Source organism: Streptomyces sp. NPDC047117 (assembly GCF_040643545.1).
GTDB lineage: Bacteria > Actinomycetota > Actinomycetes > Streptomycetales > Streptomycetaceae > Streptomyces.
Window position 1 is genome coordinate 80656 of sequence record NZ_JBEYUN010000003.1, and the last position, 26812, is coordinate 107467.

21 protein-coding genes and 3 pseudogenes are annotated in these 26812 nt (G+C 70.6%); 11 read left to right on the top strand and 13 right to left on the bottom strand.

The annotated features are described in order from the left end of the window. Nucleotides 1-32 precede the first annotated feature (32 nt). A complete protein-coding gene (locus ABZ840_RS06325; protein ID WP_361554177.1) occupies nt 33-1709 on the bottom strand; it encodes a CocE/NonD family hydrolase in 1677 nt (558 codons plus the stop codon). 89 nt (nt 1710-1798) lie between these two features. Here ABZ840_RS06325 and ABZ840_RS06330 point away from each other — a divergent pair, with 89 nt between their 5' ends. After that, nucleotides 1799-2572 carry a TetR/AcrR family transcriptional regulator gene (locus ABZ840_RS06330; protein ID WP_361554180.1) on the top strand — a complete coding sequence of 258 codons (774 nt, stop codon included), beginning with the start codon at nt 1799-1801 and terminating at the stop codon, nt 2570-2572. A 260-nt stretch (nt 2573-2832) separates the two neighbouring features. Here the strand turns inward: ABZ840_RS06330 and ABZ840_RS06335 are convergent, their stop codons facing one another. From ABZ840_RS06335 to ABZ840_RS06350, 4 genes are all read right to left on the bottom strand, one after another. Then, a complete protein-coding gene (locus ABZ840_RS06335; RefSeq protein WP_361554183.1) occupies nt 2833-3306 on the bottom strand; it encodes a carboxymuconolactone decarboxylase family protein in 474 nt (157 codons plus the stop codon). 107 nt (nt 3307-3413) lie between these two features. Further along, entirely contained in the window at nt 3414-3605 is a 192-nt protein-coding gene (locus ABZ840_RS06340) for a hypothetical protein (RefSeq protein WP_361555432.1), read from the bottom strand. Next, the gene (locus ABZ840_RS06345; protein WP_361554186.1) at nt 3606-5129 is read right to left on the bottom strand and encodes an NAD-binding protein; all 1524 of its coding nucleotides are present in this window, start codon (nt 5127-5129) and stop codon (nt 3606-3608) included. 201 nt (nt 5130-5330) lie between these two features. After that, entirely contained in the window at nt 5331-6542 is a 1212-nt protein-coding gene (locus ABZ840_RS06350; protein WP_361554189.1) for an FAD-dependent monooxygenase, read from the bottom strand. Nucleotides 6543-6779: 237 nt separating this feature from the next. Between ABZ840_RS06350 and ABZ840_RS06355 the strand changes: the two genes are divergently transcribed. After that, nucleotides 6780-7253 (top strand): carboxymuconolactone decarboxylase family protein, encoded by a 474-nt coding sequence (locus ABZ840_RS06355; protein WP_361554192.1) that lies wholly within the window; start codon nt 6780-6782, stop codon nt 7251-7253. Nucleotides 7254-7336: 83 nt separating this feature from the next. Here ABZ840_RS06355 and ABZ840_RS06360 read toward each other — a convergent pair. After that, nucleotides 7337-8094 (bottom strand): annotated as a pseudogene (locus ABZ840_RS06360) (alpha/beta hydrolase). Nucleotides 8095-8149: 55 nt separating this feature from the next. Then, entirely contained in the window at nt 8150-8578 is a 429-nt protein-coding gene (locus ABZ840_RS06365) for a hypothetical protein (protein ID WP_361554195.1), read from the bottom strand. A gap of 182 nt (nt 8579-8760) precedes the next feature. Here ABZ840_RS06365 and ABZ840_RS06370 point away from each other — a divergent pair, with 182 nt between their 5' ends. Further along, a complete protein-coding gene (locus ABZ840_RS06370) occupies nt 8761-9261 on the top strand; it encodes a peptidylprolyl isomerase (protein WP_361554198.1) in 501 nt (166 codons plus the stop codon). Nucleotides 9262-9342: 81 nt separating this feature from the next. On the opposite strand, the gene ABZ840_RS06375 is transcribed toward ABZ840_RS06370, so the two are convergent. From ABZ840_RS06375 to modA, 3 genes are read right to left on the bottom strand one after another with little or no spacing between them, the layout of a single operon-like run. Beyond that, nucleotides 9343-10458, bottom strand: coding sequence for an ABC transporter ATP-binding protein (locus ABZ840_RS06375; protein WP_361554201.1), 1116 nt, complete (start codon nt 10456-10458; stop codon nt 9343-9345). After that, the gene (gene modB, locus ABZ840_RS06380; RefSeq protein WP_361554205.1) at nt 10455-11303 is read right to left on the bottom strand and encodes a molybdate ABC transporter permease subunit; all 849 of its coding nucleotides are present in this window, start codon (nt 11301-11303) and stop codon (nt 10455-10457) included. The genes ABZ840_RS06375 and modB overlap by 4 nt, the downstream gene beginning before the upstream one ends. Further along, a complete protein-coding gene (gene modA / locus ABZ840_RS06385) occupies nt 11300-12112 on the bottom strand; it encodes a molybdate ABC transporter substrate-binding protein (protein ID WP_361554207.1) in 813 nt (270 codons plus the stop codon). The genes modB and modA overlap by 4 nt, the downstream gene beginning before the upstream one ends. A 294-nt stretch (nt 12113-12406) precedes the next feature. On the opposite strand from modA, the gene phzG reads away from it, so the two are divergent. Together phzG and ABZ840_RS06395 are read left to right on the top strand one after the other, a co-directional pair. Continuing rightward, nucleotides 12407-13054, top strand: a complete 648-nt coding sequence (gene phzG, locus ABZ840_RS06390) for a phenazine biosynthesis FMN-dependent oxidase PhzG (protein ID WP_361554210.1) — start codon at nt 12407-12409, stop codon at nt 13052-13054. Between the two features lie 103 nt (nt 13055-13157). Further along, on the top strand, nt 13158-13847 hold the full coding sequence (locus ABZ840_RS06395) for a M24 family metallopeptidase (RefSeq protein ID WP_361554213.1): 690 nt from the start codon (nt 13158-13160) through the stop codon (nt 13845-13847). On the opposite strand, the pseudogene ABZ840_RS06400 reads toward ABZ840_RS06395, so the two are convergent. After that, nucleotides 13823-15255 (bottom strand): annotated as a pseudogene (locus ABZ840_RS06400) (molybdopterin cofactor-binding domain-containing protein). The gene ABZ840_RS06395 and the pseudogene ABZ840_RS06400 overlap by 25 nt on opposite strands. Beyond that, a pseudogene (locus ABZ840_RS06405) lies at nt 15252-15371 on the bottom strand (FAD-binding molybdopterin dehydrogenase); the annotation flags it as partial. The pseudogenes ABZ840_RS06400 and ABZ840_RS06405, both read right to left, overlap by 4 nt. Nucleotides 15372-15620: 249 nt before the next feature. Between ABZ840_RS06405 and ABZ840_RS06410 the strand changes: the two are divergent. Next, nucleotides 15621-17180, top strand: coding sequence for a PucR family transcriptional regulator (locus tag ABZ840_RS06410; protein WP_361554216.1), 1560 nt, complete (start codon nt 15621-15623; stop codon nt 17178-17180). Between the two features lie 33 nt (nt 17181-17213). Here the strand turns inward: ABZ840_RS06410 and ABZ840_RS06415 are convergent, their stop codons facing one another. Further along, nucleotides 17214-17609 carry a helix-turn-helix transcriptional regulator gene (locus tag ABZ840_RS06415; protein ID WP_361554219.1) on the bottom strand — a complete coding sequence of 132 codons (396 nt, stop codon included), beginning with the start codon at nt 17607-17609 and terminating at the stop codon, nt 17214-17216. 683 nt (nt 17610-18292) lie between these two features. On the opposite strand from ABZ840_RS06415, the gene ABZ840_RS06420 reads away from it, so the two are divergent. From ABZ840_RS06420 to ABZ840_RS06440, 5 genes are all read left to right on the top strand, one after another. Beyond that, nucleotides 18293-19966 carry a glycosyl hydrolase family 28-related protein gene (locus tag ABZ840_RS06420; RefSeq protein ID WP_361554222.1) on the top strand — a complete coding sequence of 558 codons (1674 nt, stop codon included), beginning with the start codon at nt 18293-18295 and terminating at the stop codon, nt 19964-19966. Nucleotides 19967-20053: 87 nt separating this feature from the next. Next, the gene (locus tag ABZ840_RS06425) at nt 20054-20815 is read left to right on the top strand and encodes a sulfite exporter TauE/SafE family protein (protein WP_361554225.1); all 762 of its coding nucleotides are present in this window, start codon (nt 20054-20056) and stop codon (nt 20813-20815) included. 119 nt (nt 20816-20934) lie between these two features. Beyond that, on the top strand, nt 20935-23628 hold the full coding sequence (locus ABZ840_RS06430) for a glucosidase (RefSeq protein WP_361554228.1): 2694 nt from the start codon (nt 20935-20937) through the stop codon (nt 23626-23628). Continuing rightward, entirely contained in the window at nt 23625-25118 is a 1494-nt protein-coding gene (locus tag ABZ840_RS06435) for an alpha-amylase (RefSeq protein ID WP_361554231.1), read from the top strand. Before ABZ840_RS06430 ends, ABZ840_RS06435 begins: the two co-directional genes overlap by 4 nt. Continuing rightward, a complete protein-coding gene (locus tag ABZ840_RS06440; protein WP_361554234.1) occupies nt 25111-26811 on the top strand; it encodes an MFS transporter in 1701 nt (566 codons plus the stop codon). The genes ABZ840_RS06435 and ABZ840_RS06440 overlap by 8 nt, the downstream gene beginning before the upstream one ends. Nucleotide 26812: the final 1 nt, after the last annotated feature.

Here is a 26812-nt window from a genome sequence, read left to right on the forward strand (position 1 = left end):
GATGTGAGCGGCTTCCTGAGACCCGGGCGCCGTCAGGCGACTCCGGAGCCGGAGCCGGAGCCGGAGGGGAGCAACAGCTCTGAGCCGGTGTGGAGCGTGATACGAACCGGTGCCTGTGCGGGGCCGGCGTCCGATGAGGCATAGCGGGGGTGGGCGCCGCCGCTGATCTGCCATCGGATGCGGTGGCCGACGGCGAAGCGATGGGCCGTGGCGCCCATTTCCACGCTGACCTGCGCGGACTCCTGTGAAGCAGCCTTCAGGACCCCCAGCCCGTCGCAGAGGTTGACGGAGCGTCCTTGCGGGTCCACGTCGCACAGGCGGGCGAAAACGTGGGTGTGGCCGGTGTCGGTGGAGACGGTCAGCCGCGCGGTGACCGGGCCGAGGACGTCGACGGCTTTGGTCAGCGGGGGAGTGGTGAAGGTCAGGACGTCGTCCCGGGCCTCCAGGGTGTGGTTGTCGCGAGGGCCGGCGGTGCGGGAGAGCAGCGGGCCGCCGAGAGACGGGGTGGGGTCGGTCGGGTCGTAGCGGAATGACGTCAGTGGTGCGGAGTCCGTAGGCGTCTGCGGCACGAGACACCCGTCCGTGGTGGGGTACCAGGAGGTTGTGGCCGGGTCGGACGGCCAGTCGTCGAGGTCCTGCCAGGCGTCTTCGCCGCCGACGTGTACGCGCACCCGTGTCGGGCGCAGGCCGGAGGAGTCGCCTTCGAGGTGCGCACGCAGCCAGGCGAGGCTTTCGCCGAACACCTCGGGCAGTCCCTGCTGGAACGCGGACGTATGTGTCCAGGGGCCGACGAGCAGAGCCGTCTCGCAGCCGGCCGCACGCAGCCGGCCGTACTGGTCGAAGGTCTGGTCTGCCAGCGCGTCGTACCATCCGGTGATCAGGCCGGTGGGCACGCGAAGCCGCTCCGCCGCCTCCCCGACGGACGTGCCCTGCCAGAACGGGCCGTCGGCGTCCGAGCGGGTCAACGCCTCCTCCAGCCAGGCCGTTTCGGCCCCCAGGCCGGAGGTGTACGGCTCGTACGGCGGCCGAGCGGTGGATATCTCGCGCACCCGGCGCCGTAGGCGCAGCAGTGCCTTGAGGAAGGTCCGGGTGCCGCGGTGCTGGTAGGTCATGCCGACGCCGGAGACGAGCGCGTTCTCCAGGTGGAGGACGCCTCCACCGTGAAAGAAGGCATGCGGATCGTGCAGCCCCACCTGCACCACCATCGCCTTCAGCTCCGGCGGCGGGTCCAGGGCGAGGGCCCACTGCACATGGCCCAGATAGCTGGCGCCCACCGTGCCCAGGCTTCCGTTGAACCAGGGCTGCTCGCGGAGCCAGGCCACCGTCGCCCGGCCGTCGGCGGCCTCGTTGCGCCAGAGGTCGAACGCCCCTGCCGAACCACCGGTACCGCGACAGCTCTGCAGGACCACGTGGAAGCCCTGTTCGGCGAAGAGCAGGCCGTACAGCGGAGACCACGGCAGGCCCCGTCCGTAGGGCGAGCGGACCAGGAGGGTGGGGAAGTCGCCCTCGGCGCGCGGGAAGTAGTGGTCGGTGAGGAGCGGGCCGCCCTCGGCGGACGGCACCGCCAGCCCCGGCTCCCAACCCACCTCGTGCCGTTTCGCCGGGAGCCCTCGCCAGGTCGCCCGCATCATCCGTGCGGACAGCGGTGGCTTCGCGGCAGGCGGCGCCCAGGGCGATCTGGCCACGGCGTCGGGCTTGCGTGCTGACATCGTTCCCCTCCTCTATTATTCCGTACAGTGTACGAGAATAGAGGGTGCTTGGATGTCCTCCGCAAGTGCCGCCGCAACGACCAGCCGCAATGAGCAGGGGAAAGGAGCGCGAGACCGTGCCCCAGGACGGAGAACGCAGCGCCGCAGGTGTCGATCCGCAACAACTCTGGCTGCGCTCCTCCGAGCCCCGCAGGGGCCGCAAGCCCTCCTTCAGCCGCGAAAAGATCACGGAGGCGGCCGTCGCCCTGGCGGACTCCGAGGGACTCGACGCGGTCACCATGCGGCGGGTCGCCGCCAAGGTCGGAGCCGGCGTCATGTCGCTCTACAGCTACGCCCCCGACAAGGAGACGCTGCTGGAGCTCATGGTCGACCACGTCAGCGGTGAATTGCCCATCATGGACACACCGGCCGGCGGATCGCCGTACCTGGAAGCGGCCACCGGTGACTGGCGAGCCGACCTGAAGAACATCGCCCACCTCCAGCGCGCCCTCATGCTGCGGCATCCCTGGCTGCCCGCAGCCCTGACCACCCGCCGAACTCTCGGCCCCAACAGTCTGGCCTTCCTGGAGCGCGTTCTCGCCGTCCTACGGCCCACCGGGCTCGACGGTGCGGCCAGGATGGAGGCATTCGCTCAGCTCACCGCCTTCGTGTCCGGGCACGTCAGCCACGAGATCGCCCAGGCCGCAGCCGCGAGCTCCCCGGACCGGAGCGCCGCCGAAGCCCGTTACCTCGCCACCATTGCCGCCGACGGCCACCACCCGGAACTCGCCGAAGCGCTCGCCGCCCCCGCACGCCCCCTCACCCCCGAAGCCACCTTCACCCGCTTCCTCAACCGCCTCATCGACGGCCTCGACGCCGGCTGATCTCATGGACGGGACCCACGGGCGGGCCCCTCGGCGGTGATCCACGGCCGGGACCGGTCGTGGTGCGCCGGCTCCCCGACCCGGCGGAGACCCTGGAGCACCACTTCCACTCACTGCTGCGCGAGACCACCGGCAGCTGCTTCGAGGAGAGCGAACACCTGCCGCCGCCGTTGTCTCTCCTGGCAGATGGGTGGCCCCCACGGGCTAAAAAGGTCCAACGGCCACCCAGGCAGCCTCGCCCGTAAGCCCGGTGGGCCCCCTCAGTGGTACTGGCCCACCTGGTAGTCACCGGCCGGCTGCTGAGTGATGACATTTTTGCGGTTGAAGGCGTTGATGAGGGCGATTTGGGCCACCAGGGCGGCGAGCTGGTCCTCGTCGTAGTGCTTCGCGGCGTTCGCCCAGACCGCATCGCTGACGCCGCCCGCGGCATCGGCAATGCGGGTTCCCTGCTCCGTCAGTTCCAGCGCGGCGCGCTCGGCCTCGGTGAACACCGTGGCCTCGCGCCACGCGGCGACCAGGTTGAGGCGTACCGCGGTCTCCCCGGCCGCGACGGCTTCCTTGGTGTGCATGTCGATGCATCCGGCGCAGCCGTTGATCTGGCTGGCGCGGAGCATCACCAATTGACGCGTCGCGGCCGGCAGCGTCGTGTCCATGAGCGCCTGGCCCGCGGCGATGAGGTGCTTTATGACCTTGGCTGAGACCGGGTTGGCCATCAGGTTCAACCGAGCTTCCATGGTGCACTCACTCCTCTGTGGGTGTCGGTGTAGGTGGTGCACCCTCTTGGACGAGACAGCCCGGCGAACTGTGACATGCGGATTGCGCGGCGGCATGGCGACCTAGCTCAGATCAGGTTCACGATCCGCTCGAAGAGCGGAAGAAGCTGCTCCGTCTTGCGGATCCCCCCACCCACGACCACGACATCCCACGAGCGGTCGGCAAGCGACGCGACGAGCGTGGACTCCGCGGATTCATCGAACACGACCAGCGTCATGGCCGCATCGGGATCGGGATCTGCCGAGCGCGACGGCGTCACTCACTCGCTGTCCCCGTCTCGCGAAAGCCGGTGCAGGGGTGGGTCCACCGGTGCGGGAGGGGCCGGGCGCAGGAGTACCGCGCGGGCGACCTTCGGTGCGAACAGTGCGGTGAAGGGGGACGTCAGATCGAGTACGGAGCGGAAGGCGGCCGCGACCGTGGGTTCGGTGGCGTAGTGCTCCTGAACTCGCTTGAGGTACCAGTTCGCGGGGCGCTGTGCCAGCGGCGTACGGGTCATGGCCTCGTCCCCGACCGCTCCCGGCATCGTCTTGTCGGCGCCGGCCGAGATCTCCCACGCCTGTCGCGAGGCATCCAGGAGCGCGCGCTGGACGCGCAGGGTCGTGGGCGTGCGGCGAGCGTCCGTCAGAGCGTCGCGCAGGGCCACGGCGGTCATGGCGGCGACGGCCATGCCCTGCCCGTAGATCGGGTTGAAGGTGCACAGTGCGTCCCCGACGGCGAGGAACCCGGCAGGGCGACGGCCCGGGCGGTCGTAGCGGCGCCGGACGTTGGCGGTCTTGCGGAAGCCGTGGACGGGGGAGAGCGGTTCGGAGTTCGTCAGCCAGTCGTGAATGAAGGGGTGCGGCAGCCGCGTCGCGGCGTACTGGGTGAACTCCTTCTCGTCGGTGGGTGGTTCGTCGCCACGCAGTCCGAAGAGGATGGCGAGGTGGCGTCCGCCCTCTACGGGCAGAATGCCTCCGCCGTTGGGGTGCGTCGGGGTGGGGAACACGTAATAGGCGAGCGCATCGGTACGCCGCCCGCTCTCCTGGTCCTTCCCCGCCCCCGTCCCGTTGCGTGTGAGTTCGCCGCGGGTGTCACGGTAGAGACGGGAGGCGTACGCGAGTCCGGTGTCCAGCCGTCCCTCTTGGGGAGGCTCGGCCCCGATCTCCGTCAGCCAGCGGTCGGCGTGCGAGCCGCGCCCGGAGGCGTCCACGACCAGGTCAGCGGCCAGTTCGCGCCGAGTGCCGTGGTCACGCTCGCGCAGCTTCACGCCCCGGACCCGCTCGGCGTCGCCCGTCAAACCGACGACGTCGGCGCCGTCGACCACCCGGATCGCGGGGTTGGCGAACACCCGCTCCCGCACCAGCTGCTCCAACTGGGCACGCGTTCCCGTGAAGATGGACTGGGTGGCGGGCAGCCGCGCAAACCACCGCTCCTGCCACTGGACCATGTCAGCGGGCAGCCCCACCCGAGGCGATCCCGCGGCCTCCAACTGCTCGGTGAAGCCGGGCAGGAGACTGTCCATCGCCTGCTGACCGCTCTCCAGGAGGATGTGCGGGTGCCGGCCCTGCGGCACGCCGGGGCGGCCCTCCGCCTGTTCCTCGTCCCGCTCCTGTTCCCGCCCCTGCTTCGGGAGGCGGTCCCGCTCGATCAGGGTGACCTGCTCCGCGTGGCTTGCGAGGACATGAGCGGACAGCAGGCCCGCCAGGCCGCCCCCGATCACCACCGCATGGCGCGAGGACAGCCCGGAACCCGGGCCCGAACTGGCTTTCTCCCGCGGCTGGTTCGCCTCATCCACCACACCCATGCCGTCCGCCATACGCCCGCCTGCCCCTCGTCACGTCAGCATCGCGCTCGGCCCCCATCGGGCCGGCCGATGGCCTGCCCCAGTAGCTTGCGCCAACATTGGCGGGGATATCCCGATTCCACCGTGCGGATATCCCCATTCCACGGATGTCCCCCGACGCCACAGTGGACGGAGCGGGCTCTGGCGGTGCCGCCGTACGGTTCAGAGTGCCGGGTCGAGTTCCGGGCCCATGTAGCGGTCCAGGAAGGCCCGTGCGTAGGCCGGGTCGTCCCGCAGTCGGAACAGCCGGGCCCGCCGGAGCGCTTCGACATAACCCGCGTCCGGGGTGCCGGGCCGCGGGCCGTGCTGGAGGTGGAGCATGAAGTGGCTGAACTCCTGCACCTGCCACACGTCGGCCAGGCGCCGCCGCGAGTAGGCCGCCAGCACCTCGCTGACGTCCCCGGGGGTGTCCCCGGCGGCGTCCGCGCGGAAGTGCCGGATCAGGGCGCCCGCGAGATCGGCGGCGTCGGCCATGGCCAGGTTCATCCCTTTGCCCCCCGAGGGCGGCACGATGTGTGCCGCGTCGCCCACCAGTGCCACCCGGCCCAGGTGCATGGGCTCCAGTACCCACGTCCGCATCTCCACGACGGACCGCTCCAGCACCGGCCCCCGCCGCAGCGCCCCGGGCGGCAGCGACAGCCGGTCGTCCAGCTCCCGCCAGATGCGTTCCTCGGGCCAGTCCGCCAGGCTCTCGTCCTCCGCCACCTCCAGGTACAGGCGCGTCACCTCCGGCGACCGCAGCATCTGCCCCGCGAACCCGTCGGTGTGCTGGCCGTAGACGGTGTGCGGTGCGAAGGGCGGCGTCTGCGCCAGGACGCCCAGGAGCCGTACGCCGTGCCGGACGTCGTACTCGGTGAAGGCCTCGGTGGGCAGGGCGGCCCGCACCGGTCCGTACTGACCTGCTGCCTCCACCACTACCTCGGCGCGTACCACCGTGCCGTCCGCGCACCGCACTACCGGCAGCTCCCGCTCGGTGCCGAGGCCGACGACCGGACGGCCCAGCAGAGCGGCTCCGCCCGCCGACTCGTACCCGTCGAGCAGATCGGCCACCACTTCCTGCTGTGGGTAGACGAAACTCGGGGTGTCGCCGCACAGGTCCGCGTAGTCCAGCCGGATGACCTCGCCGTCGCACCGGAACTCGCACGCGGTGTGCGGCAGGCCCTCGGCGCGCAGCCGCTTTGAGCAGCCGAGCCGGCCCAGGAGCTGCACGGTGCGGCGCTCCAGGAAACCCGCGCGGGCCCTGGCCACCAGCTGATCGCGGTCGAACTTGTCGATCACCACGCAGGCGACGCCCCGCTCGTGCAGCAGCCCCGCCAGGGTCAGGCCGGAAGGACCGGCGCCGACGATGGCCACCTGGGTTTCGATGGTCCCCACCACATAGCTCCCTCGTTCGTGCTCGGCAAAAGGGTAGGGAGCCGGTGCGGCGGCGAAAGCAGCGGGTCGATCTCTCCAGTGGTGGCCGCCATGGTGTGGCGGCGTGCTGGGGCCGGTGCGCGGGTGTGCGCCGACGGAAAAGCGAGAGTGGCCCACGTCACACAAGGGCATGTCACAGCGGGCCGGGCTGTCCCGTCATAGGGGTGTAACCGTTGGAACGATGCGTGGGAGTCCACCATGGAAGCACGTCTGAACCCCTTCACCAGCCCGGTCCTGGGCAAGGTCTTCAAGCATCTGATCGCCGCGGGCAAGGCACTGGAGGAGTCGACGCTGCCCGCCTCGACGCAGGAGCTGGTGAAGCTCCGCGCGAGCCAGATCAACGGCTGCGGCTTCTGCACCGACATGCACTTCAAGGACGCCGTCCACGCCGGGGAGTCCGCGGTGCGCCTGAACCTGGTCGCGGCATGGCGGGAGGCCACGGTGTTCACCGAGGCCGAGCGTGCGGCGCTGGAGCTGGCGGAGGAGGCCACCCGTATCGCCGATGCGGCCGGGGGTGTCTCGGACGCGGTGTGGGCGAACGCCGCCAAGCACTACGACGAGGACCAGCTGGCCGCACTGGTGGGTGTGGTCGCCGTCATCAATGCCTTCAACCGCGGCAACGTCATGCTCCAGATGCCGGCCGGCGACTACCAGCCCGGCCAGTTCGGATGACCGGACCCGCTGTACGGGGGAACCGGGGCTGACCGCGCGAAAGCGATCGGCCCCGGCAGCCGCTGGTAGGTGTGTCAGCCGTGTCAGGCCGGCAGGGCGGCGAGCCAGTCGGTCAGCAGACGGTTGACTTCGGCCGGGCGTTCTTGCTGGATCCAGTGGCCGCAGCCGTCGAGGAGGTGCGAGGCGACCAGGCCCGGCAGGGTGACCGGGTACGCCTCGATCGCGTCGGCCGGCCAGGTGGTGGAGGCGTCCAGGCTGCCGCCGAGGAACGGTGACGGCTGGCGCACGGGCGCACCGTCGTGGGCGGCGAGGTCCTCCCAGTCGCGGTCCATGTTGCGGTAGCGATTGAGCGCTCCGGTCAGGCCGGTGCGCTCGAACTCCCCGGCATATACGTCCAGGTCGCTCGCGCTGAGCCAGGCGGGCTGTACGCCGGTGGGGAAGCGGTCCCGCAGTGTCCCGGCCCGGCTGACGAAGTGGGGATCGGGGCGCCCGGGCCGGGCATGGTGTCGGCGGACAGGGCCGCGTAGAAGCCGGCGAGCCAGCCGCGTACGTCGGGCTCGATCTCGGCCTCGGCGCGGCCGGGCTGCTGGAAGTAGGAGACGTAGAACTCCTCCTCCCCGCCCATCCGGGCGAAGACCTCGCTGGGACGGGGCCCGCCGCGCGGGGTGTAAGGAACGCTCAGCAGCCCTGCCGCCGTGAAGACCTCCGGATGGAGCAGGGCGGAGTTCGCGGCGATGGTGGCACCCCAGTCGTGGCCGATGACGACCGCTGACTCCTCGCCCAGGGCGCGCACCACCGCGACGTTGTCCGCCGCCACTCCCGATCGAGTGTTCTTGCCGATTCGGCAACAGCAAGGGAATCGGCAACGGCGAGGGAAGCAGCAGCGATGGCGTCGCTTACTGGCGCGCCCGCATGCAGGTCTCCAGGTGGCGGATGAGGTCGTCGGCCGGGCCCAGGTCGGTGCTGCGGTCGGTGACCAGGCTGTGGCCGTCGTACTTCAGCTGGTACTCGAAACGGTCCGCGGAGGTCGCGGAGATGCTGCGGGCGGGCAGGTCGGCGAAGTCGACGGCGGCCAGGAGCGAGTCGAGCTTCTTGTGCTCGGCGCGCGTCAGGTCAGGGGCCGCGGGGTCGCCCTTGCGGCCGGTGAGGACGACCGAGCCGTCGGGGTGTACCTCGATGCCCTGGCTGACCCCGGCGATGCCACCGGTGATGGCGAGGCTCACGTCCTCGGCCGCGGGTGAGTCCTGCGCGGCGGACTCGCCGCAGCCGGCCAGCAGCAGGGCGGCCGTGAGGAGGACGAGGAGTCGCCTCTTGAGTGCTGTCATGCTCACCCTCCCGGGGCTCGGTGGGCCCACGATACTTGCTGGTCGGGCGGTGGGCACCGGCAAATCCTGGGTTATTTGTCCTGAACATGCCGGGCGTTGCGGGCGCGTCGCGAAAGGCGCATGCCGGGAGGTTAAGCTCTCCCGGATCGCCTCATTCCGAATATCTGATAAGGAGCACACTCATGGCTGACAACGGAGCCAACGTCTACTTCGACGTCACCGTCAACGACGAGCCCATCGGCCGGATCGTCTTCAAGCTTTTCGATGATGTCGTGCCGCAGACCGCGCGGAACTTCCGTGAGCTCGCCACGGGCGAGAACGGCTACGGTTACGCCGGGTCGACCTTCCACCGTGTCATCCCCGCGTTCATGCTCCAGGGCGGTGACTTCACCAACCACAACGGCACCGGCGGCAAGAGCATCTACGGCGAGAAGTTCGCGGACGAGAACTTCCAGCTCAAGCACGACCGCCCGTTCCTGCTGAGCATGGCCAACGCGGGCCCCAACAGCAACGGCTCGCAGTTCTTCATCACGACCGTCATCACCGACTGGCTGGACGGCAAGCACGTCGTCTTCGGTGAGGTCGTCGAGGGCCAGGACATCGTCAAGCAGGTCGAGGCCCTGGGCTCCCGCAGCGGCGCCACCAGCGCCAAGGTTGCCATCAAGGCGTCGGGCACCCTCTAAAGACAGTCACCCGGTGGCCGCAGCGCAGCTCACTGCGCTGCGGCCACCGTGGCGCTGAGGGCCTTTTCCGTAGGCGTCCTCTCAGGCCGGGTACGCGTGGGTCTGCGCCGCCTTGACCGTGGCCCAGACTGTGGCACCGGCGCGCAGGTCGAGCTCGGCGGCGGCAGCCGTGGTCAGCGCGGCTGCCAGAGGCAGCTCGCCGGTGAGATCGGCGCGGATCTGGTCGCCGTGGGTCTCCAGACCGGCCACCTCGCAGCGCCAGAGGTTGCGGGCACTGGAGCCCGCGGGGCGGTCCCGGTACAGGGTCACCGCGCTGGGCGGGAAAGCGACGCACACCGAGCCGGTGAGGTCCTCGGTGGTGGTGATCTCCGGGCCGCCGTCCACGTGCACCGTGTGTCCCTGGGCCTGTCCCCGGTAGAGGTTCAGGCCGACCAGGTGGGCGATGTAGTCGGTGCGCGGGTGGCGGGCGATGTCGGAGGGGGTGCCCTCCTGGACTACGCGGCCGTCCTCCACGACGACGAGATGGTCGGCCAGGACCATGGCGTCCAGCGGGTCGTGCGTGACGAGCACGGCGACCGCTTCGAAAGCGGCGAGGTGATGGCGCAGCTGGGCGCGGACGTCGAGCCGGGTGCGGGCGTCGAGGGCGGCGAGCGGCTCGTCGAGGAGCAGCAGCCGGGGGTGGGTGGCCAGCGCGCGGGCCAGTGCGACGCGCTGTGCCTGGCCGCCGGAGAGCCGCCGCGGTTTGGCGGAGGCGTGCTGGGCGAGGCCCATGCGGTCCAGCCAGGCGGCGGCCTGGGTGCGGGCCTCCGCCTTGGACGCGCCGTGGCAGCGCGGTCCGAAGGCCACGTTGTCCAGGGCCGTGAGGTGGGGGAAGAGCAGGTAGTCCTGGAACACGACACCGACCGGCCGGGACTCCGGGGGCGTACGGTCCAACTCGGCGCCGTCCAGGCGGAGATGGCCATCGGAGAGCGGTGCGAGCCCGGCGAGCGCGCGCAGGGCGGTCGTCTTGCCGGCGCCGTTCGGGCCGAGGAGCGCGACGACGTCACCGGGCGCCGCCGTCAGTGTCACATCGAGGCGGAAGGCACCGCGTTCGACCACCAGCCGGGCGTCCAGCCCCTCGGCGGCCGGTCCGGGGGAACCGACGGTATTCTCCGCGGACGTGGCGTGAGTGTCGTGGGAGTTGTGGGTGTCGGTCATGAGGCGGTCATCCAGCGGTCCCGCAGCCCCGCCAGCACCGCGATCGACACGGCCAGCAGAACCAGGCTGAGCGCGATGGCCGCGTCCGGGTCGTTCTGCAGGGCGAGGTAGACGGCCAGCGGCATGGTCTGCGTACGGTCGGGGAAGTTGCCGGCGAAGGTGATCGTCGCGCCGAACTCGCCGAGCGCGCGGGCCCAGGCCAGCACGGCGCCCGCGGCGATGCCGGGGGCGATGAGCGGCAGGGTGACCCGGCGGAAGGCGGTGAAGCGGGAGGCGCCGAGCGTGGTGGCCGCCTCCTCGTAGCGCGGGTCGGCGGCGCGCAGGGTGCCCTCCACGCTGATGACCAGGAACGGCATGGCCACGAACGCTTCCGCGAGCACCACTCCGGCGGTGGTGAACGGCAGGGTGATCCCGAAGGTGGAGTCCAGCCACTGCCCCATGATCCCGTTGCGGCCGAGGGCCATCAGCAGGGCCACACCGCCCACCACCGGCGGCAGGACGAGCGGCAGCGTCACCAGGGCCCGGACCAAGCCACGCCCCGGGAACTCGACCCGGGCGAGCAGCCAGGCCAGCGGTACGCCGATCACCAGGCTCACCGCGGTGGCCGCCGTCGCGCAGATGAGGGAGAGCTTGAGCGCCTGCCACACCTCGGGGCTGGTCAGCAGGTCGGGCATGCCCCGCCAGGGGGCCCTGACCAGCAGGGCGACGAGCGGGAGGGCCAGGAACGCGAGGCCGATCAGTGCGGGCAGGAGGAGGGGGAGCGGGGCACCCCCGCGGGCGCGGCGGCGCCGCGGCCCACCCGTGCGGGGGTCGGCCGCGGCGCCGGTCTTGTCGAGCGAGGTCACGGCTTGAGGAACCCGGCCTTGTTCAGGACCTGCTGGCCCTTGTCGGACTGTACGAGCGCGATGAACGCCTTGGCGGCCTCGGCGTTCTTCGAGTTCTTGAGCAGGGCGACGGGGTAGTCGTTGATGGCCTTGGCGGACTCGGGGAACTCCACGCCCTCCACCTTGTCACCCGCGGCCTTCACATCGGTCTTGTAGACCACCGCGGCGTCGGCCTCCTTGAGTACGACCTTGTTCAGGGCGGACTTGACGTCCTGCTCGTAGGAGACGGGGGTGAGCTTGAGGTGGCTGGCATCCAGCGCCTTCTGCGCGGCGGAACCGCACGGCACCGTCTTGTCGCACAGGACGACCTTCTTGCCGGACCTGGTGAGGTCCTTCAGGGAGGAGACCTTGTCGGGGTTGCCCGGCAGGGTGGCGATCTCCAGCTGGTTGCGTACGAAGGTGGCCGGCTTGCCGTCCGCGTCACCCTTGTCCGTCACGGTCTTCATCGTCTTGGGGCTGGCGGCGGCGAACACGTCCGCCGGGGCACCACTGGTGATGCCCGCCGCGAGGCTGTCGCTGCCGCCGAAGCTGAAGGTGACCTTCGTCCCCGGGTGCTCCTTCTCGAACTCCTTCTTCAGCGTCGTGAAGCTCTCCTTCAGCGACGCGGCGGCGAAGACCGTCACCTCACCGGACAGCTTGTCCGAGGAGGAGTCCGACTTCTTGGCGGAGTCCGAGCCGGACGACGAGCAGGCACTCAGGGCTAGCAGGGCGGCGGCGCCCACGCCGGTCACCTGAAGCATCCGGCGGGTCCGGCGCGCGGAACGGGTCATCACGGGTCCACTCCCTCTGGTCCTGAACGGACTCATCACGGTCTCTCGACGGCCACGTGGGTCGACTCAATACGGCAACCACCGGAACGGCGCCGGCGCGCTGATCATACTGCCGCAGATGCGAGGCAAAAGTCTCCTGTCACTTCGCATGAGCCGAGAGTTCTCGCAGATGGCATGGCATGTGCGTTTGTACGTGTCGGCCCGTCGCGGGTGCATCCGCGCCGCCCGTCCATGGCACGCTACGACTGCCCGTGTTCGCGGCGACCTCGCCGAGCCCGAATGTGACGGAGGAGCATGAACGAGAGCGCCGGACGGTCCGCGGCCCTGACCGGGGACACCACGCTGGAGCTGACCGAGTTCGACACCCCGCCCGCAGAACCGCTCGACCTGCTCAGCACGTGGTTGGACAGCGCCGCGCAGCGGGGAGTGCGGGAGCCGAACGCGGCGGTCCTGGCCACCTCCGACGGCGGCGGGCGGCCTTCGGCCCGGGTGCTGCTGATCAAGGAGTTCGATGGGCGCGGTCTGGTCTTCGGGAGCGCCCGGGGCAGTCGCAAAGGACGTGACCTGGCCGAGCGGCCCTGGGCGTCGCTGTCCTTCTACTGGCGGGAGACGCTGCAGCAGCTCACGGTGACCGGCCCCGTCGAAGTGCTCTCTCCTGTCGCCTCCGATGCCCTGTTCGCCGCGCGGCCCGAGGCTGCCCGAGCCGCCTCGGCCGTATCGGAGCAGAGCCGCCCGCTCACCGACGACCACGCGCTGCGGGCGCGTGCGCGGGACCTGCTCACCGCCGGCGGGCCGGTATCGCGTCCGGAGGGATGGGTCGGCTACCGCCTGGTCCCGGAGAGCATCGAATTCTGGTACGGCAGTCCGGACCGGCTGCACCGCAGGCTTCGCTACGACCGCGCGCCCGACGAGAGCTGGTCGTGGGAGCGGCTGCAGCCTTGAGGAATGCAGCCGTCGGGCCGCGGCCTCGGCACGCCGAAGTCGCCTGCGGACGATGATCTATTTGCATTGCGGGAAGGGCAATCGGGCGGTTACGTTCGGTTGCATGTCGGACGACGAAGCCACGCGCGCCGCGCGCTTGCTGGATGCCCAGGCGAAGGCCGTACGGCTCTTCGCGGAGATCGAGAAGCGCGGGCTGGTGGCGCCGGGCCAGGGGGAGCGGGCGGTCAGCGACCGGATCCGGGACCTGGCGAATGACATGTTCGGCACGACCCGGCACTGGCACAAGCGGATCGTTCGGTCCGGGCCGAACACCCTCCTGCCGTACAAGGAGAACCCGCCGGACCGGGTGATCGGCGCGGACGACATCGTGTTCGCCGACTTCGGGCCGATCTTCGAGGAGTACGAGGCGGACTTCGGCCGCACCTTCGTCTTCGGCGACGACCCGGTCAAGCACCGGCTGCGCGATGACCTGCCCGAGGTCTTCAAGGCCGGCAAGCGGTTCTTCGAGGCCGACCCGGAGATCACCGGTGCCGCGCTGCACGCCGAAGTCGCCCGGCTCGCCGCCGAGGCCGGGTGGGAGCTGGGCGGCTGGCACGCCGGGCACCTGGTCGGCGAGTTCCCGCACGAGAAGATCGACGGAGCGGACGTCGAGTCGTACGTCACGCCCGGGAACGACACCCCGCTGCGGCGCACGGACAAGTCCGGGCGCCGCTGCCAGTGGATTCAGGAGATCCATCTCATCGACCGGGAGCGGGGCTTCGGCGGGTTCTACGAGGAGCTGCTCACGCTCTGATCCACGCGCCCCGGCCCGATACGTTCCTGACCCGTCAGGCCCGCGTCGCGCAGCGCCGGCCATACCCGGTCGCGGGTCAGGGGCAGTTCGGTGAAGCGGACGCCGGTGGCGTCGCGCAGTGCGTTGGCGAAGGCCGGGGCGACCGGGTTGAAGGGGCTCTCGCTCACCGACTTGGCGCCCGACGGGCCGATGGCGTCCGCGGTTTCCATGAAGTGGACCTCGGTGCGCGGGATGTCGGCGTACTGGGGGAGCCGGTAGCGGCGGAAGGCGGCCGTGTCGACCTTGCCGTGCTCGTCGATGCGGACGTTTTCGAAGAGCGTGGCGCCCAGTGCCTGGGCGGCGCCGCCCTCGACCTGGCCACGGCACTGCATCGGGTTCATGACCTTGCCCGCGTCGGCGGCGTGCACGCTGCCTAGGATGTGGATCTCGCCGGTGCCGGGATCGACGGCGACCTTGAACCACTGGGCGTTGAAGGCGACCGAGCGCGGGGTGCCGCCGAAGTGGCCGTCGGCGGTGAACTCGACGCCGACCGCGCGGGCCGCCGTGTACAGCTCCTTCAGCGGCAGGCGCCCGCCGCTGTACAGGACGGCCTCCTCCGCGAGCCGGCAGTCGGCGCGGGGGACGCGCGGATGGGCCGCGGCGACGTCGAGGAGCATGTCGGCGAGGGCGCGGGAGGCGCGCAGGGTGGCCTTGCCGGCGACGACGGTGCCGGTGGAGGCGAAGGCGCCGGTGTCGTGGCGTACGACGTCGGTGTCGGACTGGCGGATGGTGATGCGGTCGACTGTGGTGGCGAGTTCCCCGGCCGCGATCTGTTTGTGCACGGTGGTCGTGCCGTTGCCGAATTCGGCGGTACCGAAGGCCAGGTCGAAGGTGCCGTCGGGGAGCAGGGCGGCCTTGGCGTCGGCGATGTGACCGCCGGGCGGGCCGGTGGCGGCAGGCTGCGGCCGACGGACTCGCCGGGCGCCGGGGCCTCGACGTTCTTGACTCCGTGTACGGCGTCCTCGATGGCCCGGTAGCCGGTGCAGCGGCACAGGTTTCCCTTGAACGCCCGGGGCAGATCGTCCCGCTTGTCCTCGTCCAGGGCGGCCGTGGTCATCAGGATTCCGGCCGTGCAGAAGCCCCACTGGATTCCCTGGGCGTCGAGAAACTTCTGCTGGACGGGGTGGAGGTCCCCTTCGGGGGAGGCCAGGCCCTCGACCGTGGTGACGGTGTGGCCGTCGGCGCGGAAGGCCGGGTGCAGGCAGCTGTGTACGGGCTTGCCGTCCACATGGACCGTGCAGGCGCCGCAGTCGCCCGCGTCGCAGCCCTTCTTCACGCCGAACCAGCCGCGTGCGCGCAGGTAGGTGCGCAGGCACTGCCCCGCGCGCGGCTCTTCTTCGTGGGTCCGTCCGTTGACCTCGATCCTCATCGTGCCGCTCCTCCCAGTTCCCGGCGGATCTCCTCCGCGTAACGGAATGTCATGTGCCGTCGCCACTCGGGCAGCCCGTGGATGTCGTCGAACCATTCGTCGTCGGCGACGGCCGCGCGTTCCGGATCTCCACCACCGTGTTCAGGTCCATGGCCGTCAGTGAAGCAACGCGGGCCGGGCCGGGACGACTGGTTCACAGCACGGATACGACAGGTTTTTCGGACCGGTCCCTGGTGGATCAACCAAGAGGCATACCGCTCACCTCGCCTTGCATTTACGATGCAGTGACTCGCATACACCTGGTGAATGCGAGATGCCGGGTGTCAGGCGACGCCGCCCGGCAGCCGTACGAGGAGCCGGAGCACATGCACGTCGAACACCTCCTGCAGGACGACTCCCTCGGCCTGCGACTCCTCTGGGCCGAGGACGGGCCGCTGCGCCGGGAGATCAGCGGAGTCACCGTCACCGACCTGGAGGACCCCGCCCGCTTCGTCCGGCCCGACGAGGTCGTGCTCAGCGGGCTCGTCTGGTGGAGCGCGGACGGCGGCAAGGACAAGGCCGAACGCTTCGTCTCCGGCCTGAAATACGCGGGAGCCGCCGCGTTGCTCGCCGGTGAGGAGACCCACGGCTCGGTGCCCGACGAACTGATCGAGGCGTGCGAACGGCACGGAGTACCGGTGGCGAGCGTGCCGGCCCATGTGATGTTCCGGGCGATCACGGACACCGTGTACCTGCGGCAGTGGGGCGAACTGAGCCGACACCACGCCCTGCCCGAGCACGTGCGCGGCCGGCTGAACCGGCTGGTCGCCCAAGAGGCCGACCCCGACCTGATCCTCACCGCCGCCTTCGCGCACCTCGACCGGACCGCGGCCTACCTGCTGTCCCCGACGGGCCGGACCGTCGCGGCCACGCCGGGCGCCGACCCGCTCCCCGCGGGGGAGGCCGCGGCGCTGCCCGGCGGCGACAGCGGTGTGACGGTGCCCGTGGAGGCCGATGCGGTCACCCCGTACGAGCGCTGGTCGCTGCACCTTCCCGAGGCCACCGCCGCACCGCTGCGTCCGGTGCACGAGATCGCCACCGTCCTGGGCCGCTGCCAGGAAGCGTGGGCCCGTCGCCGAGCCGCCGAGCATCGGACGGCGGACGCGCTCGGCAGGCTGCTCACCGCCCCCGAAGCGGGCGACGTGGCCGGCGCGGTGCGGGCCTGCGGGCTGCCGGCGGAGGGGCCGTACCGCGTGGCCGTGGCCGACACCGGCACTCGCAACAAGGGATTGGCGGTAGGGGCTTTGGTGGAAGCGGTCGCGCAGACGGCCCCGGCGTTCGCCGCGGTGGGACGCCTGCCCGACGGGACCGCGTTCGCGGTGCTGTCCGAGGAGGCCGCCGCCGGCCTGGCGGACACCTGGCCACTGGTGGCGGCCTGCGAGCCGGACGTCCTCCTGCACGGCGGCCTGGCCTCACGGGCCACCGCAGTGTCCGGTCTGCCCGGCGCCCTGGCCGAGGCCCGCTACGCCCTGACCTCCGCACGGACGACCGCCCCCACCACCTCGTCCCTGGCCGACGCCACCGCCCTCACCACGCTGGACGCGCTGCTCACCGGCATACCGGCCGAGGTCCGCACCTCCTACAGCAGTACCGTCCTCGGGCCGTTGCTCAACACGGGGAGTTCCTCCGTCGCGCTGCTGCACACCTTGGAGGTGTTCCTCACCAACGACGGCTCCTGGGCCCGTACGGCCGAGGCGCTGCACCTGCACGTCAACACGGTGCACTACCGGATCCAGCGCGTCGAGCACTTCACCGGCCGGAACCTCTCCAGCCTCCGGGACCGCCTCGACCTGTGGGCGGCCCTGCTGTGCCGGACGCCGGAACCGAGCACCACCTCCGCCACGCCCCCACGACGCGCACGCGCGTCGACTTCACCCGCGCGATGACCGTACCCCGACCGCCGGCATCGCGCGGCTTGCTCACACGCGGTCGATGTGGACGTTCGTCGACTTCACCCGCGCGGTGGCCTCCATGCCGACCTCCAGCCCCAGCTCCTCCACGGCCTCCCGCGTGAGCAGCGACACCAGCCGGTGCGGACCGGCCTGGATCTCCACCTGCGCGGCGACGTCGCCCAGCTTGATCGCGGTGACGATGCCGGGGAAGGCGTTGCGCACCGAGGTGTAGGAGGCGTCCTCCTCACCACTGCCGCCCTTGGCGAGTTCCACGGAGAAGGCGGCCAGGTCCTGCCCGTCGATGAGCCGCTTCCCGCCCTCGTCGCGATGGGTCGCCACCCGGCCCGAGTCCGCCCACCGCCGCGCGGTGTCCGGACTCACACCGAGCAGCCGTGCCGCCTGGCCGATCGTGTATGACTGCATGAACGCCAAGATAGATCAGTCGCCGAGCTACTGGCGCAGGGCTCCCGGCACCGACCACCGGCCGAGCGCGGGCGGCCCACTCCCGGTTGTCACAACTGCGCGTCCGCACCTCCGGGAGGGGACGCCCGATGGCTGTATCGCCGCGGCGTACCTCCGCCAGTACGCGGCGCCGCCGCCGATTTGGCACCCACGTACCGGCCGACGCATCCCGCGAGACCGGCCCTTCCAAGTTGCCTGGGCAGTAGCGCTCAACGTTTGCCGGGGGAGAGGGCGGGCACGCGTCGAACATGCTTCGGAACGGAGGCATGCCCTTGGGAAGTGGTGTATCTCCACCCGGGTGTGCCTTCCGGAACGCGCTTCTCCTGGGAACCGACGATCCACGATCGGCTGTTTCGACCAGGTAGGAGTCCGGACCATGCCCTTCTCGCCCCGAACCATCAGCTCATCCCTCACCCCGCTCAGCGCGGCTTCCGTGCCCCAGCGGCCGGCCCAGCAGCCGACTCAGCGGCGTCCCGACCGGGCGCCCACCCGCCCGCCGAACAAGCCCGCACACCGCCACGAGCGGGTCCGCTGAGTTCCTTTCGTCAACAGCTCTCCGCACCCCTTCCGCCCGCCGGTGGGCCGTGGCATTCTCACGCTCGTCGCTCTTATGAACATTGTTCATATCCATGGAAGGCGGGCTCATGGAGATCAGTAGACGCACCCTCCTGGGCAGTGCGATCGGCGTCGCCGCGTCGGCCGCACTGCCCACCGTCGAGGCCACGGCGGCCGGCCACCGTACGGGCCTCTGGGACGAGTTCACCGCCCGGCCCTTCACGCATCCGCAGATTCCGTACGTGGGCCGGGCGGGCTGCCGGGCCGGCGCAGGACCGGACCGCCGCCCCGTTGCTGCCCGGAGCGCCGGCGCGCGGGACATCGACGTCGTACGCGATCTCGGTGCGGCCGCCGACGGCTCGGCCGACGCCGCTCCCGCCATCAACCGCGCCATCGAGACGGTGGGCCGGCGCGGCGGCGGCACCGTCACGCTCCCACCCGGCACCTACCGCATCGACGACGTCATCCGCATCGGTCACGACGGCGTCGTCCTGCGCGGCGCGGGCAGCGGCCGCACCACACTCCACGCCACCAAGAACCTGACCGAACTGATCGGCCCGTACGGCAGCCGGTACGGCGGCGACAAGTCCAGCTGGTCCTGGGCGGGCGGCCTCATCTGGCTCTGCCCGAGCGCCCGTTGGGACTCGCTGGTCGCGGCGATCAAGAAGCAGGAGTGGCCGTTCGAGGGCTGGACGGGCAACCGGCGTGACGAGTGGCGTCCGCTCACCGCCGTGCATCCGGCCCGCCGCGGTTCCTGGACGGTGACGGTCGACGACACGAGCCGCCTCGACCGCGGCGACCTGGTCCTCTTGCGTCTGTCCGACGACCCCGACCACACCCTCCTGGAGCACATGGCCGGCGGCGGTCCCGGCCCCGAGGCGTACGTCTGGGACGACAAGACCAAACTCACCAGTTACGTCCCCTACGAGTGGCCGGTGCGCATCGCGCACGTCAACGGGCGCGAGGTGACCTTCAAGCGTCCGATCCCGCTCGACATGCGCCCCGAGTGGGACCCGCAGCTCACCACCCACGTCCGGGCACTTACGGGCGCCGGCGTCGAGGGGCTCACCCTCGAAGCCGTCGAGACGCCGCAATCGCCGCACCTGCTCGACAAGGGCTACAACGGTCTCGTCTTCCAGTGCGCGTACGACTGCTGGGCGCAGGACGTGACCGTCCGCCACGTCGACAACGGCTTCGGGTTCGTCGCGGCCTCCGCCTGCACCCTGCGTTCCACTCGGGTGGCGGGGCGCGGCGCGCACCATCCGTACTTCTGCCGCGAGGGCTCGCACGACAACCTCGTCGAGGACTTCACGATCGAGGAGCGCACCGTTCCCGCGCCGTCGGGCACCCAGCTGCACGGGATCAACGTCGAGGGGCTGTCCAGCTACAACGTCTGGTCCCGCGGCCGGATGGAGATGGGTACGTTCGACAGCCACCGCGGGATGCCCTTCGCGAACGTCCGTACCGACATCACGCTGGACAACAACGGCCGGCACGGCGGGGACGCCAGCGCGGGTCCCCTCTTCGGCGCGCGGTTCACCCACTGGAACATCCGTGTCACCAATGGCCGGGCCGGCCTGGTGAAGATCGACGGTCTGGCCCCGTACAGCGCCACCGTCGGCATCTCCCCGGTCCGCGAGTTCGACCAGATCGACGTTCCGGACTTCACCGGTGACCTGCACAGCAGACTGGAGGCCTACGGCAGCCCCGAAGCGGTCCGGCCGCGGAATCTGTACGAAGCGCAGCGGCGACTGCGCCCATGACCGGTACGGCCGGCGGCGATACCGCTACCGCGCACCCGCCCCCGGTCATGCGGCCCCGGAATCGATGGACATAGCATCGGTCTCCCTATGCTCACTGTCACCCTCTGGGAATTCCTCGCGCTCGCCGCTGCCGCAGGTCTCGTCGGCTTCTCCAAGACCGCCGTCAGCGGGGCCAACACGATCAGTCTCGCCGTGTTCGCGGCCGTACTGCCCGCCCGCGCATCCACCGGAGTGCTGCTGCCGCTGCTGATCGCCGGGGATGTGCTGGCGGTGCTCACCTACCGGCGCCATGCCCACTGGCCCACGCTGTGGCGGCTGTTCCCCGCGGTGGCCGGCGGTGTGGTGCTGGGGACGCTGTTCATGCTGTGGGCGGACGACGCGGTGGTGCGCACCTCGATCGGCGCGATCCTGCTGTTCATGGCCGCCGTCACGGTGTGGCGCAGACGCGCCGCGGACACAGCGGGGGAGAGGGACGACGAGAGCGCGGCGGGCGGTGGCCGCCTGAAGACCCGCTCGTACGGTGTGCTCGGTGGCTTCACCACCATGGTGGCCAACGCGGGCGGCCCGGTGATGTCCCTCTATCTGATCTCCACCGGCTTCAAGAAGCTCGGCTTCCTCGGCACCTCGGCCTGGTTCTTCCTGATCGTCAACACCTCCAAGCTGCCTTTCAGTGCCGGCCTCGGCCTGATCGATACCCGGTCACTGCTCCTGGACGCGGCCCTCGTGCTCTTCGTGCTGCCCGGCGCCTACCTCGGTAAGCGGTGCGTGAACCGGATCAACCAGCGGCTCTTCGAGCACCTGGTGATCGGAGCGACGGTGCTCGGCGGGTTGCAGCTGCTGCTGCGCTGACGCGCGCGAGCCGGCCGCCGGGCCGGCACGCTCACCCGCATCAGGTGATGCACGACCGGAGAACCCTCGCCAGACTGACGCAGTCCCGGAGTCCCACCGTGCGGTGAGGGAGTGCGCGGATGACCACGAAGGCGCAGACGCAGCAGACCGGAGCGGCCGCCGAGACAGGCGGGAAGTGGCGGTTGTGGGGGCCGTACCTCAGCGAACGGCAGTGGGGCACGGTCCGGGAGGACTACAGCGAGTCGGGGGACGCCTGGTCCTCCTTCCCGCACGATCACGCCCGGTCGCGCGCCTACCGGTGGGGCGAGGACGGCCTCGGCGGCATCTGCGACGAGAAGCAGCGGCTGTGCTTCGCGGTCACGCTGTGGAACGGGCGCGATCCGATCCTCAAGGAGCGGGCGTTCGGGCTGACCAACAGCGAGGGCAATCACGGCGAGGACGTGAAGGAGTACTACTTCTATCTCGACAGCACGCCCAGCCATTCCTACCTGCGGTACCTGTACAAGTACCCGCAGGGCGAGTTCCCGTACAACGACCTGTTGGCCACCAACCGGGCCCGCGGCCGGCAGGAGTTCGAGTACGAACTGCTGGACACCGGCATCTTCGACGACGACCGGTACTTCGACGTCACCGTGGAGTACGCCAAGGCCGCGCCGGACGACATCCTGATCCGGATCACCGCCGAGAACCGCGGACCGGACGAGGCCACACTGCACCTGCTGCCGACGCTGTGGTTCCGCAACACCTGGTCCTGGCGGGAGGGGGCCGGCAAGCCCCGACTGGCCGCCGTCGAGAGCCCGCGCGGCACGACCGCGCTCCGCGCCGACCACCCCGACCTGGGCAGTTACGACCTGAGGTGCGGCGGTCAGGTACCGCTGCTGTGCACCGAGAACGAGACCAACAACGAGCGGCTCTTCGGATCGCCCAACGCCTCGCCGTACGTCAAGGACGGCATCGGGCGGTACGTCGTGGGCGGCGAGACCGAGGCGGTCAATCCCGCGCGCGAAGGCACCAAGGCCGCGGTGCACTACACCCTGACCGTCGCCGCAGGCGGCAGCGAGACCGTACGGCTGCGCCTGGCGCCCACCGGCTCTCCGATGCCGCTGGCCCGCGACTTCGACCGCGTCTTGCGGGACCGGCGGGCCGAGGCGGACGCCTTCTACCGCTCGCTGACCCCGGACGGCGCGACCGAGGACGAGGCGCGTGTCATGCGCCAGGCGCTGGCCGGGATGCTGTGGAGCAAGCAGTACTACCACTTCGATGTGGAAGCCTGGCTCGCCGACCACGGCCTTGAGCCGTGGCGCGTGCCCCAACGGGCGATGCGTAATCACGAGTGGTTCCACATGGTCAGCGACGACATCGTGGCCATGCCGGACAAGTGGGAGTACCCGTGGTTCGCCGCCTGGGACCTGGCCTTCCATGCCGTCGCGCTGGGGGGCGTGGACGCGGACTTCGCCAAGGAGCAGCTCGAACTGCTGCTGCGCGACAGGTACCTGCACCCCAACGGTCAGGTCCCGGCGTACGAATGGAACTTCACCGACGTCAATCCGCCGGTCCACGCCTGGGCCGCGTACTTCCTCTACGTCCTGGAACAGCGCCGCACCGGCCGGTCCGACCGGGACTTCCTGGAGCGCGTCTTCCAGAAACTGCTCACCAATTTCACCTGGTGGGTCAACCGCAAGGACCCCGCGGGCCGCAATGTGTTCCAGGGCGGCTTCCTCGGTCTGGACAACATCGGCGTCTTCGACCGCAGTGCGCCGTTGCCCACCGGCGGACAGCTGGAACAGGCCGACGGCACCGCGTGGATGGCCCTGTACTGCCAGACCATGCTGCAGATCGCCGGGGAACTGGTCGAGCACAACCCCGCCGTCTACGAGGAGCACGTGCTCAAGTTCGCCGAGCACTTCCTGTGGATCTCCGGGGCCATGGACCGCACCGGTGACCTGCCGGACGATCTGTGGGACGAGGAGGACGGCTTCTTCTACGATGTCCTGCGGCTGCCGAACGGGCAGGCGGTCCGGCTGAAGGTCCGTTCGATGGTGGGCCTGCTCCCGCTGTGTGCCGCCACCGTGTTCCGGCCCGCCCAGCTGGCCAAGGTGCGCGGACTGGGCGACCGGCTGCGCCGCTTCGCCGACCGGCATCCTTCGCTCACCGCCACCCTGGCCTCGGCTCAGGGCGGCGTCCCCGGCGGCCCCCGGCTGCTCTCCGTCGTCGATGAGAAGAAGCTGCTGCGAGTCCTGGGGTACCTGCTCTCCGAGGACGAGTTCCTGAGCCCGTACGGCATCAGGTCCCTCTCCCGCCATCACGCCGAGCACCCGTACACCTTCTGGGTGCACGGCGAGGAATACCGGGTCGGCTATCTGCCGGCCGAATCGGACTCCGGGATGTTCGGCGGCAACTCCAACTGGCGCGGGCCCGTGTGGTTCCCCATGAACGCCCTCATCATCCGAGGGCTGCTCAACCTGTACGCGTTCTACGGAGACGACTTCACCGTCGAATGCCCGACCGGATCCGGCGTCCGGATGAACCTCTACGAGGTCGCCGAGGAGATCTCGGCGCGGCTGACCCGGCTCTTCCTGCGCGACGCCGACGGCCGCAGGCCCGTGTACGGCGGGCAGGAGAAATTCCGGCACGACCCGCACTGGCGGGACCTGATCTCCTTCCACGAGTACTTCCACGGCGACAACGGCGCAGGCATCGGCGCTGCCCACCAGACCGGCTGGACAGGCCTGGTCGCCACCTTGATGAGCATCTTCGGGAACCTCACGCCCGAGGACTTCCAGGCCGACCCCGCCCGGAGGCGGACACCATGACCAAACTCCCGGCGCAGCCCGTCATCCACGAGGTCAACACCCGAGTGTGGCTCCGCGAACTCCAGGCCCGTCCCGGCCGCCCGGCCGGCCTGGGCGAGGTACCCAAGGACGCCTGGGACGAGATCACCCCGCAGGGCATCGACGCCGTCTGGCTCATGGGGGTGTGGGAACGCAGCGACGTGGGCCGGGACATCGCCCTGCGCGACCCGGCGCTGCGCAGCGCCTTCAGGCAAGCACTGCCGGATGTGACGGAGGAGGACATCGCCGGGTCGCCGTACTGCATCCGCCGCTATGTCGTCGACGAGACGCTGGGCGGCAACGCGGGACTCGCCTCGGCGCGTGCCGAGCTGGCCCGTCGGGGTATCGGCCTGCTCCTCGACTACGTTCCGAACCATCTCGCGCCGGACAGCCCTTGGGTGAGCGAGCACCCCGAGTACTTCGTTCAGGGCACCGCCGAGGATCTGCGCCGCGACCCGGCCGCCTACCTGGAGGCCGGGGGCCGGGTCCTCGCCCGTGGCCGGGACCCGTTCTTCCCGCCCTGGCCGGACGTGGTGCAGCTCAACGCGTTCGCGCCGGGGATGCGCGCGGCCACCACGGATGTGCTCGCCCGGATCGGTGAGCTGTGCGACGGCGTCCGCTGCGACATGGCGATGCTGCTGATGAACGACATCTTCGCCAGGACCTGGCGATGCCATGCCGGCCCACTGCCGGAGGAGGACTTCTGGCCCGCCGTCCTGTCCGGCGTACGGCAGCGACGCCCCGGCATGGTGTTCGTCGCCGAGGCGTACTGGGACCTCGAATGGGCCCTCCAGCAGCAGGGGTTCGACTTCTGCTACGACAAGCGCCTGTACGACCGGATCCTGCACGAGAGCGCGGAGTCCGTGCGCGCGCACCTGCGGGCGGGCGAGGACTACCAGCGCCGCCTCGTACGCTTCCTTGAGAACCACGACGAGCCGAGGGTGGCAGCACACCTCGGCCCGCTGGAAGAACGCGCCGCGGCTGTCGTGATGGCCACCCTCCCTGGCGCGACGCTGTGGCACGAGGGCCAGTTCACCGGCCGCCGCACGCACCTCCCGGTCTTCCTGACCCGGCGCCCCGAGGAACCGCCCGACGCCGGGCTGCGGGCCTTCCACGAGAGGCTTCTGGCGGCCGTCCACAACACCGGAATGCGCAACGGCCACTGGCGCCTCCTGGAGTGCGAGGGCTGGCCGGACAACACCTCCCATCGCGCTCTGCTCGCCTGGTGCTGGGCGGGGGAGACCGGCCGGTTCGTGGTCGTCGTCAACTTCGCCGGCCATCGCTCCCAGGCCAGGGTGCGCCTGCCGTGGACCGAACTGGCGGACAGTCAGGTGCGGTTGACCGGTCTGCTGGACGACTCCCGGTACGAACGCTCCGGTCGTGAAGCGACCGACCCCGGACTCTTCGTCGACCTGGACGCCTGGGGCGTGCATCTCTTCACGGTCGAGCCGGTCGAGCCGGGCCGTGGCTGACCGCCGGGAGGCCGCGGGGGCCGGAGAAGCCGCTCGGCGGGGGACCGCGGAGGGCGCTGCCCGGGTCGTCCTCGCCGTCATCGCGACCCAGCAGCTGCTCATGGCGTACGACTCGACCGCCATGAACGTCGCCGTCTCCGACATCGTCACCGACCTCGACACGACACTGACCGGAGTGCAGTCCGCGATCTCGCTCTACGCCCTGGTCATGGCCGCACTGATGATCACCGGCAGCAAACTCGGCAGCCGGGTGGGGCACCTGCGCATGTTCACCCTCGGCGCCACCCTCTACGGATGCGGCGCCCTGGTCACCGCGCTGAGCCCCGGTCTGCCGGTCATGCTCCTGGGCTGGTCGCTGCTCGAAGGCATCGGCGCGGCCCTGGTCTTCCCGGCGATCCTGTCCATCGCCACCCTGGCGTTCACCGGTGCCGCGCGTACCCGCGCCCTCACCCTCGTCGGCGCGGCGGCAGGAGTGGGCGCCGCGCTCGGCCCCCTTCTCGGCGGCGTGATCACGCGCTATCTGAGCTGGCGGGTCTCGTTCCTCCTGGAGACCGTCGTGACCGCGGTCGCCGTCATTCTCATCAGCCGGCAACGGATACCCCGCCCGAAAGCCGTCCGGCAGCCGTCGTTCGACATCCTGGGCGCCGTCCTGTCGGCACTGGGCTTCGGACTGATCGTGCTCGGCACCCTGCTGGCCAGCCGGTACGGGCTCCTCACCACACGCACCGACGTTGTGCTGTCCGGCCGGACCGTGCTCGGCGAAGGGGCTGTCTCGCCCACGGTGGTGTTCGGACTGGCCGGTGTCGTGGTGCTCGCACTGTTCGCCTGGTGGGAAGGACACCGCATACGTACCGGACGCGATCCCCTCGTACGTCCCGCCGTCCTGCGCAACCGGACCACACGCGTGGGGTCGTTGTCCCTGGGCCTGCAGTTCCTCGTGCTGGCGGGGGTGTTCTTCCTCGTTCCGGTATTCGTGCAGACGACGCTGGGCTACGACGCACTGGAGAGCGGTCTGACGCTGCTCCCGGCGACCGTGATGCTCGTGCTGGGCGCGGCGTCCGGCACCCGTGCCGTCGGCAGGGGACGCACGACACGCAAGCCGCTCATCCTCGTCGGTTTCCTGCTGATCGCCGCCGGTGCCGTAATGACCGTCTTCGCGTTCGAGCCGGTCAGCTCCGGCCTGAAGATCGCTCCCGGGCTGGCGGTCGCCGGTCTCGGACTCGGCCTGTGCACACTGCTCCCGGACCTCGTCCAGTCCTCCGCGGCCGAGGACCGGGTCAGCGACGTCGCCGGGCTCTCGCGCAGCTTCTCCTACCTGGGCCAGTCGCTGGGGATCGCACTGGCCGGCGCGCTGATGATCGGCGTCCTGCTCAATACCATGCTGGCCTCGGCCCGCACCAGCACCGCCCTCACCAGCAGCCAGAAGGCCACCGTGGAGCACGCGCTTGAGCACAGCGTCCAGGCGACCGCGGTGAGTGACCAGCAGCTGCGGGCGGAGCTGGGCCGCCGGGGCATCACCGGGCCGCCCGCCGACGAGCTGGTACGCATCAACGCCCAGGCCCGTGAGGACGGCCTGACCGCCGCCATGGCGGCCATGGGTGTCTTCGCCCTGTCCGGCGCCGCACTGGCAACACGGCTGCCTCGGACCGCACGGAACCCGGCTCCCGCACGCGAGCAGCGGCGGCATGCGTGAC